Here is an 11,008-nt window from a genome sequence, read left to right as displayed (position 1 = left end):
CGCTCCACGAGCATGAGGTCTTGCGATCCCCCACTTTCATCCTTAGATCGTATGCGGTATTAGCGTAACTTTCGCTACGTTATCCCCCACTCCAGGGTACGTTCCGATATATTACTCACCCGTTCGCCACTCGCCACCAGAGCAAGCTCCGTGCTGCCGTTCGACTTGCATGTGTAAGGCATGCCGCCAGCGTTCAATCTGAGCCAGGATCAAACTCTTCAGTTTAATCTCTGTTACTTTGCCGTTTTACCGGCACCGTCATTGCTGACGGGTCGCTCACTCAAAAAACTGACAGGCTACTTCCGAAGAAGTATCCTATTTCATTATTTCTTGTGAACATTTGATATTTTAAGTTAGACGCCAATCCGAAGATTGACGCTGCACTTACATCAAATGCCCACACTTATCGACTGTTAATTGTTAAAGAACTGTATTCGGTTACTGCTTTCGCGCTATCGACAAAGCGTTGTGTTTGTCAGCTGCGAAGAAGGAAGAGTATGAAGCGTTTGCAGCATTTCGTCAACCTTCTTTTGCTCCCCGTTTTTACTCTGCAACACCATGTTTTGTGTGCGTCGTTTTGCGAGGAGGCGAATCATATCAAAGACCGTCGAAGTTTGGCAAGCGCTTTTCCAGGAAAGCATGCATGCCTTCTTTTTGTGCAGGCGTACCGAAAGCAGCCTGGAACAAGCGGCGCTCGTAGGCGACGCCATCGGTCAAGGTGGTTTCAAAGGCGCGGTTGACGCAATCCTTGATCATCATGGCAACCGAGGTCGGCATGGCGGCGATGGTCTTGGCGGCGGCCAGGGTTTCTTCCAGCAATTTATCGGCCGGCACCACGCGCGACACGAGGCCGATGCGTTCCGCCTCGGCGGCATCGATGGTGCGCGCCGTCAGCAGCAGGTCCATGGCCTTGGCCTTGCCAATGGCGCGCGGCAAACGCTGCGTACCGCCCGCGCCCGGCGTGACGCCAACCTTGATTTCCGGCTGGCCGAACTTGGCGCTGTCGGCGGCGATCAGGAAATCGCACATCATGGCCAGTTCGCAACCGCCACCGAGCGCATAGCCGGCCACCGCGCCCACCACGGGTTTGCGCACGCGCAGGATATGCTCCCAGTTGCGGCTGATGTAGCCCTGGGTATAGGTGTCTGGATAGGTATAGTCGGCCATGGCGGCGATGTCGGCACCGGCGGCAAACGCTTTTTCGCTGCCCGTGAGTACGATGCAGCCGATATTATCATCCGCATCGAACTTCAGCAAGGCGTCGCCCAGCTCATTCATCATGTTCTCATTCAATGCATTGAGCGCCTTGGGGCGGTTCAGGCGGATGACCGCCACTTTGTCCTGGATGTCGATGATCAGGTCTTCGTATTGCATGGTGTCTCCTCTCGATGAACGGTGCAACGATTGTAGCGGCTAACGGCAGCGGCGCGGCAGGTGCGCTGCTATTATTGTGAGCCCGATCTTTTTTATCGAGCAGCATATTTTTTCTTCCTTCTTCCAGTATTGCGCCCGTTACCTGCGCGGCGACGGCAGCGCCGCCAGCGTCAATTTTCGCCGCCTGTGGTTCAGCAACGGCCTCAATTGCTTCGGCGCCCAGATCACCTCGCTGGCCCTGCCACTGTGCGCGGTGCTCTTGCTGCATGCGACGCCGGAACAGATGGGCGTGCTGGTCGCGCTGCAGGCGCTGCCGTTCGCCCTCTTCGGCTTGCCCGTCGGCGTGCTGCTGGACCGGCGCAGCAAGCACCCGATCATGCTGTTCAGCGAAAGCATGTCGGGCCTGGCCCTGGCCAGCGTGGCCGTGGCCTACTGGTGCGGCGTGCTGTCGATGCCATGGTTATATATAGTGGGCTTCATCATCGGCACGGGCTTCGTCGTCGGTGGCGGCGCCGAACAGGTGTTTCTGACCTTCCTCGTGGGCCGCGACGGCTTGATCGATGCGCAATCGAAATTTGCCGCCACCGAATCGGCTTCGCGCCTGATCGGTCCCGGCCTGGCCGGCGTGCTCGTGCAAGTGCTGTCGGCGCCCGTCGCCATCCTGTGCACGGCGTGCGGCTATCTGGTTTCCGTCTTCAATCTGCGCGCCATGAGCGTGCGCGACCCGCGCCCCGCGCCGTCAAGCAAGCACGCTTTGCGCGACATCGCCGACGGCTTGCTGTTCGTCTGGCGCGAACCGCTGCTGCGCGCGCTGGCCTGGGGCGCCGGCATCTGGCATTTCCTGTTTTACGCCAGCATGGCCTTGACGGTACTGTTCGCCACGCGCGACCTGGGCATGAGCCCCGGCGTGTTGGGCATGACGCAAATGCTCGGCGGCGCCGGCGTCCTGCTCAGCGCTTTCATTGTCAAGCCGTTGACCAGGCGCTATGGCACGGGCCGCACCATCCTCATCGGCTTGGCCTCCACGTCCGTGTGTTTTGCCCTGACGCCGACGATTCCCGCCGCGCTGTTCGGTAGCGCAGCGGCCAGCGCCGTCGCCTATGCCGTTCTGATGTTCTTTTTCGATTGCGGCGTGATGCTGTTCTTTATTCCCTACCTGGGCTTGCGCCAGAAGGTTACGCCCGACCCCATGCTGGGCCGCATGACGTCGACCATGCGCTTCCTGACGGTGGCCACGGCGCCGCTGGGCGCGCTGGCCGCCGGCTGGGTAGCAGAACATTTTGGCGTGCGCAATGGCCTCGCTTGCATCGCGGCAGGCAGCATCGTGTTGACGGTGGCCATGGTGTGGGGCACGCCGCTGCGTAGAGTGCGCACCTGAAGCGGTGAACGGGAATACACTGGCAAAAGATTGCCTTGGCGACACTATTCACGCCAAAGCCTGTGAGGTTTGATTTATATCAAGGTTTTAATTGATGTAAATCCATAAGCTGTCTTACATCACTTGAGGAGCACGCTATGTTTAACACCATCTTATTTCCCACCGACGGCTCGCCGTTGTCCGACAAAGCCGCCGAGACCGCCCTCGCCTTCGCCCAATTGAACAAGGCCAAGCTGGTCGCCATCAGCGTGGTGCAACCGTTCCCGTTCTCGCCGATGGCGGACGGCGGCATCGTGCTCGACGCCAGCCTGTATGAACAGCAGATGCAGGAAGCGTCGCAACGCGCCATCGACAAGATCGGCGCAGCGGCGCGCGCCGCCGGCGTGCCTTTCGAAGGCGTGGTCGCCGTGTCGCCGAGCCCGCACGATGAAATCGTCAATGCGGCGCAGACCTACCATTGCGACATCATCCTGATGGCCTCGCATGGCCGCAAGGGTTTGAACAAGCTGTTCGTGGGCAGCGAAACGCAAAAAGTGCTGGCCCACACCCATTTACCCGTGATGGTCTTGCGCTAAGTCACACCTCGAACTGCCCGGCGACGCTTTCCCTAGCGCGCCGGCGCCTGCTTCGGCAACAACACCCACACGGCGCCGCTCTGCTTCATGCGGCCCGCATTCTCGGCCGCTTCCGCGCCAAAGCCAAAGAAATAATCGACACGGATAGGCCCGCGAATGGCGCCGCCCGTATCCTGCGCCATCACCAGGCGCTGCATGGGAATCTCGCTATTGGCTTGCGTGGTGGCCAAAAACACGGGTGCGCCCAGCGGCAAAAAGCGCGAATCGATGGCCACCGAGCGCTGCGGCGTCAGCGGCACGCCCAGCGCACCCTTCGGCCCCACTTTCGGGTCGGGCAGGCGCTCTTCCTTGAAGAACACATAGCTGGGATTGGCGTTGAACAACTCATCCTTGCGCGTGGGATGGCCAGCGATCCACGCCTTGATGCCTTGCGCGGACGCCTGGCTCAGGGTCAGTTCGCCCTTGTCGACCAGGTAGCGGCCGATCGATTTGTACGGATGGCCGTTCTGGTCCGCATACGCCACGCGCACGGTTTCCTGCGTATCGGTCAGCTGCACGCGCCCGGATCCCTGCACTTGCAGGAAGAAGGCCTCGACTTCGTCATCCACCCACAGCAATTCCTTGCCCGTGACGGACGTGGCGCGTTCGATGTCGGCGCGCGTCGCGTACGGCACCACCTTCTTGCCGACCAGCTTGCCACGCAAGCGCATGTTTTTCAGTTCCGGATACACGCCGGACAAATCCACCGAGACGAGGTCGTCGGGCACCTTGTACAGCGGTGTCTGGTATGGACCGCCCCGCTTGCGCGCACCGTGCAGCAGCGGTTCGTAATAGCCGGTCACGAGGCCGGTGCTGGCGCCATCGGCCGTGATGACTTGATTGGGCACGAAGAAGGTCTCGAAGAACAGGCGGATGGCCTTGTCGCTATCGGCATTCACCTGGCGCGCGATCGTGCACGATTCCTTCCAGTCCGGACGTTTCACCAGCACGCCGCACGAGGCCATGAAGGCGGGCCAGGCGGCGCGCATGTCATCGCGTGCCCAGCCTGGCAAGGCGGCAAACTTGGCGGGCACGAAGGTGGGCGCCGCCACATCCGCGGCATCCTTGGCGTCGGCAGGCTTGGCCGGAACCGGCCTGACGACGGTCGGGGCGATGGGCGGCGCCTTGCCAGTCGCGGCGACCGGCTCCGCCGGCGGCGTGGTACAGGCGGACAACGCAAGCGCGACGGCGCCGATTGAAACGGGTAGACTACCGCGTGTCAACAGACGGCGGGTAAATACTAAGCTGCGGGTAAATAACATAGGGGTGCGTATGTGGATCTTGATGATAGAGGCGCTGGTGGCGTTCTTCTTGCTGGCATTTATAGTCTGGTGGACCATGTATTCGGGTAAAAAACCCGCACCGCCTGCACGCAAGCAGCTCGGCGAAGAACAGGACAGCACCGAAAAACTGAAGTAAGGGGCGCAAGCCCCCGGCGTTGCGTCAATGCAGGGTGCGCGGCACGGACAGCACGAACTCGGGAATCGGCGCTTCGAACCGATGGCCATCTTCGGCCACGCAGAAATACTCGCCGTGCATCGAGCCTTGCGGCGTGCCCAGCATGGTACCGCTCGTGTATTCGAACTGCTCGCCCGGCTGCAGCAGCGGCTGGTGGCCGACGGCGCCCAGGCCGCGCACCTCTTCCACTTTGTTGTTCGCATCCGTGATGACCCAGTGGCGCGAAATCAGCTGCGCGCCAGCCGTGCCCGTGTTGACGACGCGGATCGTGTAGCTGAACACGTGCCGCCCCTGGTCCGGTGCCGATTGCTCGGGCAGGTATTGCGTCTTGACCGTTACCGTAAATTCATAAGTCGCCATCGTCATTCCTATTCAGACATTGCCAGTCGTATTGTGTGTCGCGCGCGACGCATAGACCATCGCGCGATGCGTATTCCGTGTTTCATCGTGCTTCAATAAGGCATGGCAGCGGCGTCAAGCGTAAAATAGCGCATCTTCGCATTTTCTATCCTTTGGCTACTCCACCATGACTACATTCCGTATCGCTCCCAGCATCCTGTCCGCCGACTTTGCCCGCCTGGGCGAGGAAGTGCGCAACGTCGTTACCGCCGGCGCCGACATCATCCACTTCGACGTGATGGACAATCACTATGTGCCGAACCTGACCATCGGCCCGCTGGTGTGCGAAGCGATCCGCCCGCACGTACAAGTACCCATCGACGTGCACCTGATGGTCAAGCCTGTCGATCGCATTATCCCGGATTTCGCCAAGGCTGGCGCGAACATCATCACCTTTCACCCGGAAGCGTCGGATCACGTCGACCGTTCCTTGCAGCTGATCCGCGACAATGGCTGCAAATCGGGCCTGGTATTCAACCCGGGCACGCCGCTGCACTACCTGGAACACGTGATGGACAAGATCGACATCATCCTGATCATGTCCGTCAATCCAGGCTTCGGCGGCCAGTCCTTCATTCCGCAAGCGCTGAAGAAAATCGCCGAAGCGCGCCGCATGATCGACGAATCGGGCCGTGACATCATGCTGGAAGTCGATGGCGGCATCAAGATCGACAACATCGCCGCCGCCGCTGCCGCCGGCGCCGACACCTTTGTCGCCGGTTCGGCCATCTTCGGCAAGCCCGACTACAAAGCCGTCATCGACGCCATGCGCGCCGAGCTGGCAGCCGTCAAGGGCGCCTGATGCAAGCGGGCACGGTGAAAGACCACGTACTGGCCGGCGTGCGCGCCGCCATCATCGACCTCGATGGCACGATGCTCGACACCGTGCCCGATTTCCATGTCGCCATCAACGGCATGCGCGCCGAACTGGGCCTGGCGCCCATCAGCGCCGACGCCATCAAGCTGATGGTCGGCAAGGGCTCGGAAAACCTGATCCGCACCGTGCTGGCCCTCGACTTCGACGCGGCCGGCGTGGAACAGCGCTTCGAGCAGGCGATGGACGGCTACCAGCGCCACTACCTGGCCATCAATGGCCAGTTCAGCACCCTGTACCCGGACGTGGAAGCGGGGCTGGCGGCGATGAAGGCGGCGGGCTTGCGCCTGGCCTGCGTCACCAACAAGCCGATCGCCTTCGCCCTGCCCTTGCTGAAACAGAAAAACCTGGACCAGTATTTCGAGATCGTCTACGGCGGCGATTCGCTGCCCAGGAAGAAACCGGACCCGATGCCGCTGCTGCAAGTGTGCGCGGACTTCGATCTGGCGCCCGCCAAAGTGGTGGCCATCGGCGACTCATCGAACGACGCGCAAGCGGCCAGGGCTGCGGCTTGTCCCGTATTGACCGTACCGTATGGCTACAACCACGGACACTCTATACACGAGACCGATTCCGATGGTATAGTAAATACGCTGCTCGAAGCGGCGCATTTTATTAGCATGCACAACAGACCAGCATACTGACCAAACCCAACACCATATCGTGAACACGTTTCTCATCAAAAAACACAATGTCACCCAAACCGGCTCGATTGAGGCCTGGCTTTGGCGACGCTGGCAATCCTGGCAGGCCTGAGGGCCGAGCCGTGTAAGATTGCTGTCGGCTGCACGCGCGCATTTGCGTACCGCATGCACCGGCAGGTTTTTTGATAACCCACCGCAGGGCTAGTGCATCGTGCACACGCGTACCCTGGCGGCATGGAGAGACACATGACCGAACTCGAATTCAAATCGCTGGGCCAGCAAGGCTACAACCGCATCCCCCTGATCGCAGAAGCCTTCGCCGACCTGGAAACCCCGCTCACGCTGTACCTGAAACTGGCGCAAACCCAGCAAGGCGGCAAGAATACCTTCTTGCTCGAATCCGTCGTCGGCGGCGAACGCTTCGGCCGCTATTCCTTCATCGGCTTGCCCGCCACGACTGTGTTGCGCAGCTACGGCAGCCACACGGAAATCGTCAAGAACGGCGTCGTGATCGAAGAGCATGAAGGCAATCCGCTCGACTTCATCGAACAGTACCAGTCGCGCTTCAAGGTCGCCCTGCGCCCCGGCATGCCGCGCTTCTGCGGCGGCCTGGCCGGCTACTTCGGCTACGACACCGTGCGCCACATCGAGAAAAAGCTGGCCGGCGGCGCGCCGAAGGATGACCTGAACCTGCCCGACATCCAGCTGATGGTAACGGAGGAACTGGCCGTCATCGACAACCTGTCCGGCAAACTCTACCTGATCGTCTACGCCGACACGTCGCAGCCCGAGTCGTTCAGCAAAGCGCGCCAGCGCCTGAAGGACTTGCGCATGATGCTGCGCCGCGGCGTCGATGCGCCCGTCACCAGCGCCTCCGTGCGCACGGAAACCATCCGCGATTTTGCCAAGGAAGACTACCTGAAGGCCGTCGCCAAGGCGCACGAATACGTGATGGCCGGCGACTTGATGCAGGTGCAGATCGGCCAGCGCATCCGCAAGCCGTATGTCGACTCGCCGCTGACCCTGTACCGCGCCCTGCGTTCGCTCAATCCGTCGCCGTATATGTACTTCTATAATTTCGGCGACATGCAGATCATCGGCGCCTCGCCCGAGATTTTGGTGCGCAACGAGAACACGGCCGACGGCGGCAAGAAAGTCACCCTGCGCCCCATCGCCGGCACGCGTCCGCGCGGCGCCACGCCCGAGCGCGACGCCGAATTGTCCGCCGAGCTGCTGGCCGATCCGAAAGAGATCGCCGAGCACGTGATGCTGATCGACCTGGCGCGCAACGACATCGGCCGCATTGCGGAAACGGGCAGCGTGCACGTCACCGACCGCATGGTCATCGAAAAATACTCGCACGTGCAGCACATCGTCTCGAACGTGGAAGGCACCTTGAAGAAAGGCTTGTCGAACCTGGACGTGCTGCGCGCGACCTTCCCCGCCGGCACCCTGACGGGCGCGCCGAAAGTGCGCGCCATGGAAGTGATCGACGAACTGGAAATCACCAAGCGCGGCATCTATGGCGGCGCCTGCGGCTACCTGTCGTTCGGCGGCGAAATGGATGTGGCGATTGCGATCCGCACGGGCGTGATCAAGGACGGCATGCTGTACGTGCAGGCCGCGGCCGGCATCGTGGCCGACTCGGTCCTTGAAATGGAATGGCAGGAAACCGAAAACAAGGCGCGGGCAGTGCTGCGCGCCGCCGAACAAGTGCAAGATGGCCTGGATGGGGAGTTTTAAGATGCTGCTAATGATCGACAACTACGACTCCTTCACCTACAACATCGTGCAGTATTTCGGTGAACTGGGCGAAGACGTGCGGGTCTACCGCAACGATGAAATCACGATCGAACAGATCGAGGCGCTGAACCCGGACCGCATCTGCATCTCGCCCGGCCCGAAAGCGCCAGCGCAGGCGGGCATCTCGGTGGAAGTGCTCAAGCACTTCGCCGGCAAGAAGCCGATACTGGGCGTGTGCCTGGGCCACCAGGCCATCGGCGAAGCGTTTGGCGGTAAAGTCATCCGCGCCAAGCAAGTCATGCATGGCAAGACTTCCCTCATCGCGCATACGGGCGTGGGCGTTTTCAAAGGCTTGCCCAGCCCCTTCACAGTGATCCGCTACCACTCTTTGGCGATCGAACGCGCCTCGCTGCCTTCCTGCCTGGAAGTGACGGCGTGGACGGACGACGGCGAAATCATGGGCGTGCGCCACCGGGAATACGATATCGAGGGCGTGCAGTTCCACCCCGAATCGATCCTCTCGGAACACGGCCACGCCCTGCTGAAGAATTTCCTCGAGCGCTGATCCCATGCGCGCGCCCCGGCGTGCCATCAGTGTCCTCCTGCGCCATCATTGAAGAAGGAAGCATCATGCCGATCACCCCACAAGAAGCCCTGCTGCGCTGCATCGAACACCGCGAGATCTTTCACGACGAAATGCTGTACCTGTTCCGCCAGATCATGTCCGGCGAAATGTCCCCCACCATGATCGCGGCCCTGACCATGGGCTTGCGCGTGAAAAAGGAAACCATCGGCGAAATCGCCGCCGCCGCGCAAGTGATGCGCGAGTTTTCCACCAAGGTGCCCATGGCCGACACCACCAAGCTGCTCGACATCGTCGGCACGGGCGGCGACGGCGCGCACACCTTCAATATTTCCACCGCCTCGATGTTCGTGGCCGCCGCCGCCGGTGCGCGCGTGGCCAAGCACGGCGGGCGCAGCGTGTCGTCCTCGTCCGGCAGCGCCGACGTGCTGGACTCCCTGGGCGTCAACATCAACCTGCAGCCCGAGCAGATCGCCCAGTCGATCGCGCAGACGGGCATCGGTTTCATGTACGCGCCAAACCACCATGCGGCCATGAAGCATGCGGCGCCCGTGCGCAAGGAGCTCGGCGTGCGCACGATCTTCAATATCCTGGGCCCCCTGACGAATCCGGCCGGTGCGCCGAACATCCTGATGGGCGTGTTCCACGCCGACCTGGTCGGCATCCAGGTGCGCGTGCTGCAGCGCCTGGGCGCGCAGCATGCGATCGTCGTGTATGGCCGCGACAATATGGATGAAGTGTCGCTCGGCGCCTCTACCCTCGTCGGTGAACTGGTCAACGGCGAAATCCGCGAATATGAAATCCATCCGGAAGACTTCGGCATGTCGATGATCGCCAGCCGCAACCTGAAGGTGGCCGATTCAGCCGAATCGAAAGCCAAGATGATGGAAGCGCTGCGCGGCGAACCCGGGGCTGCCGCCGACATCGTCGCCCTGAACGCGGGCACGGCCCTGTACGCGGCCGGCGTGGCCAGCTCGATCGAAGACGGCCTGGCGCGCGCGCGCACCGCCGTCAGCTCGGGCGCCGCGCTGGCGAAACTCGATCAATTCGTGCAGGTGACGCAGCAGCTGGGCACCCCGGCGCAAGCGTAAGCCTCCCGCCCTCCTTTATAGAATAGCGACCATCATGTCCGACATACTCGATAAAATCCTGGCCGTGAAGGCCGATGAAGTGGCCAAGGCCAAAGCCCGCCGCAGCCTGGCCAGCCTGCGCGGCGACGTGGAAAGCGACAGCGAACTGCGCGCCGGCCTGCGCGGCTTTGAAGCGAGCCTGCGCCAGCACATCGCCGCCGGCAAGCCCGGCATCATCGCCGAAGTCAAAAAGGCGTCGCCGTCGAAAGGCGTGATCCGCGCCGACTTCCGCCCGTCTGATATCGCCGCCAGCTACGCGGCGCATGGTGCGGCTTGCCTGTCCGTGCTGACGGACGAGCAGTTCTTCCAGGGCAGCGTGGAATATCTGCAGCAGGCGCGCGCCGCCTGCGCCATCCCCGTGCTGCGCAAGGATTTCATGGTCGACATGTACCAGATCTATGAAGCGCGCGCCATGGGCGCCGACTGCATCCTGCTGATCGTCGCGGCGCTCGACCATGGCCTGATGGCGGAGATGGAAGCGTGCGCGCACGAGCTGGGCATGGGCGTGCTGATCGAAAGCCATGACGGCGACGAACTGACGGCGGCCTTGAAACTCAAGAGCGCGCTGATCGGCATCAACAACCGCAACCTGCGCACGTTCGAGACGTCGCTGGACACGAGCATCAATCTCTTGCCGCGCATCCCGCAAGACAAATTGATCATTACGGAATCGGGCATCCATACCACGGCCGACGTGCAACGCATGCGCGATGCGCATATCCACAGTTTCCTCGTGGGCGAAGCGTTCATGCGCGCGCCGGACCCCGGCGTGGAACTGGAACGCCTGTTCGGTTAAACCATGATAGGCTGG

12 protein-coding genes and 1 rRNA gene are annotated in these 11,008 nt (G+C 61.6%); 9 read left to right on the top strand and 4 right to left on the bottom strand.

Going from position 1 to position 11,008, the window contains the following annotated elements:
• Positions 1-225: ribosomal RNA gene (locus BLU39_RS26570) — 16S ribosomal RNA — on the bottom strand; the annotation flags it as partial.
• Between the two features lie 372 nt (positions 226-597).
• Positions 598-1,374, bottom strand: coding sequence for an enoyl-CoA hydratase (locus BLU39_RS26565; RefSeq protein ID WP_092719025.1), 777 nt, complete (start codon positions 1,372-1,374; stop codon positions 598-600).
• A gap of 76 nt (positions 1,375-1,450) precedes the next feature.
• Between BLU39_RS26565 and BLU39_RS26560 the strand changes: the two genes are divergently transcribed.
• The gene (locus BLU39_RS26560; protein ID WP_232731292.1) at positions 1,451-2,752 is read left to right on the top strand and encodes an MFS transporter; all 1,302 of its coding nucleotides are present in this window, start codon (positions 1,451-1,453) and stop codon (positions 2,750-2,752) included.
• Between the two features lie 137 nt (positions 2,753-2,889).
• On the top strand, positions 2,890-3,327 hold the full coding sequence (locus BLU39_RS26555) for a universal stress protein (protein WP_070312619.1): 438 nt from the start codon (positions 2,890-2,892) through the stop codon (positions 3,325-3,327).
• A 32-nt stretch (positions 3,328-3,359) separates the two neighbouring features.
• On the opposite strand, the gene BLU39_RS26550 is transcribed toward BLU39_RS26555, so the two are convergent.
• The gene (locus BLU39_RS26550) at positions 3,360-4,355 is read right to left on the bottom strand and encodes a murein transglycosylase A (protein WP_232731403.1); all 996 of its coding nucleotides are present in this window, start codon (positions 4,353-4,355) and stop codon (positions 3,360-3,362) included.
• A 283-nt stretch (positions 4,356-4,638) separates the two neighbouring features.
• On the opposite strand from BLU39_RS26550, the gene BLU39_RS28760 reads away from it, so the two are divergent.
• Entirely contained in the window at positions 4,639-4,785 is a 147-nt protein-coding gene (locus BLU39_RS28760) for a hypothetical protein (protein WP_165829277.1), read from the top strand.
• A gap of 24 nt (positions 4,786-4,809) precedes the next feature.
• Here the strand turns inward: BLU39_RS28760 and apaG are convergent, their stop codons facing one another.
• A complete protein-coding gene (gene apaG / locus BLU39_RS26545; RefSeq protein WP_092719047.1) occupies positions 4,810-5,184 on the bottom strand; it encodes a Co2+/Mg2+ efflux protein ApaG in 375 nt (124 codons plus the stop codon).
• A 166-nt stretch (positions 5,185-5,350) separates the two neighbouring features.
• Here apaG and rpe point away from each other — a divergent pair, with 166 nt between their 5' ends.
• From rpe to trpC, 6 genes are all read left to right on the top strand, one after another.
• A complete protein-coding gene (gene rpe / locus BLU39_RS26540) occupies positions 5,351-6,025 on the top strand; it encodes a ribulose-phosphate 3-epimerase (RefSeq protein WP_034753544.1) in 675 nt (224 codons plus the stop codon).
• Positions 6,025-6,741 carry a phosphoglycolate phosphatase gene (locus tag BLU39_RS26535; RefSeq protein WP_092719023.1) on the top strand — a complete coding sequence of 239 codons (717 nt, stop codon included), beginning with the start codon at positions 6,025-6,027 and terminating at the stop codon, positions 6,739-6,741. The genes rpe and BLU39_RS26535 overlap by 1 nt, the downstream gene beginning before the upstream one ends.
• Before the next feature lie 246 nt (positions 6,742-6,987).
• The gene (trpE, locus tag BLU39_RS26530) at positions 6,988-8,484 is read left to right on the top strand and encodes an anthranilate synthase component I (RefSeq protein WP_092719020.1); all 1,497 of its coding nucleotides are present in this window, start codon (positions 6,988-6,990) and stop codon (positions 8,482-8,484) included.
• Between the two features lies 1 nt (position 8,485).
• Entirely contained in the window at positions 8,486-9,049 is a 564-nt protein-coding gene (locus BLU39_RS26525; protein ID WP_092719017.1) for an aminodeoxychorismate/anthranilate synthase component II, read from the top strand.
• Positions 9,050-9,114: 65 nt separating this feature from the next.
• Positions 9,115-10,158 carry an anthranilate phosphoribosyltransferase gene (gene trpD, locus BLU39_RS26520; RefSeq protein ID WP_092719015.1) on the top strand — a complete coding sequence of 348 codons (1,044 nt, stop codon included), beginning with the start codon at positions 9,115-9,117 and terminating at the stop codon, positions 10,156-10,158.
• A 34-nt stretch (positions 10,159-10,192) separates the two neighbouring features.
• Entirely contained in the window at positions 10,193-10,993 is an 801-nt protein-coding gene (gene trpC / locus BLU39_RS26515; protein WP_092719012.1) for an indole-3-glycerol phosphate synthase TrpC, read from the top strand.
• Positions 10,994-11,008: the final 15 nt, after the last annotated feature.

It is taken from the genome of Janthinobacterium sp. OK676 (genome assembly GCF_900103595.1).
Classification (GTDB): domain Bacteria; phylum Pseudomonadota; class Gammaproteobacteria; order Burkholderiales; family Burkholderiaceae_D; genus Janthinobacterium.
The sequence above is the reverse complement of the archived record's forward strand: the minus strand, read 5'-3'. Positions and strand labels throughout refer to the sequence as shown.

Bases quoted from the DNA above. Each gene is read 5' to 3' on its own strand.
- BLU39_RS26565 (WP_092719025.1), bottom strand. From the start codon at position 1,374: ATGCAATACGAAGACCTGATCATCGACATCCAGGACAAAGTGGCGGTC.
- BLU39_RS26555 (WP_070312619.1), top strand. From the start codon at position 2,890: ATGTTTAACACCATCTTATTTCCCACCGACGGCTCGCCGTTGTCCGAC.
- BLU39_RS26550 (WP_232731403.1), bottom strand. From the start codon at position 4,355: ATGCGCGCCGCCTGGCCCGCCTTCATGGCCTCGTGCGGCGTGCTGGTG.
- BLU39_RS28760 (WP_165829277.1), top strand. From the start codon at position 4,639: ATGTGGATCTTGATGATAGAGGCGCTGGTGGCGTTCTTCTTGCTGGCA.
- apaG (WP_092719047.1), bottom strand. From the start codon at position 5,184: ATGGCGACTTATGAATTTACGGTAACGGTCAAGACGCAATACCTGCCC.
- rpe (WP_034753544.1), top strand. From the start codon at position 5,351: ATGACTACATTCCGTATCGCTCCCAGCATCCTGTCCGCCGACTTTGCC.
- BLU39_RS26535 (WP_092719023.1), top strand. From the start codon at position 6,025: ATGCAAGCGGGCACGGTGAAAGACCACGTACTGGCCGGCGTGCGCGCC.
- trpE (WP_092719020.1), top strand. From the start codon at position 6,988: ATGACCGAACTCGAATTCAAATCGCTGGGCCAGCAAGGCTACAACCGC.
- BLU39_RS26525 (WP_092719017.1), top strand. From the start codon at position 8,486: ATGCTGCTAATGATCGACAACTACGACTCCTTCACCTACAACATCGTG.
- trpD (WP_092719015.1), top strand. From the start codon at position 9,115: ATGCCGATCACCCCACAAGAAGCCCTGCTGCGCTGCATCGAACACCGC.
- trpC (WP_092719012.1), top strand. From the start codon at position 10,193: ATGTCCGACATACTCGATAAAATCCTGGCCGTGAAGGCCGATGAAGTG.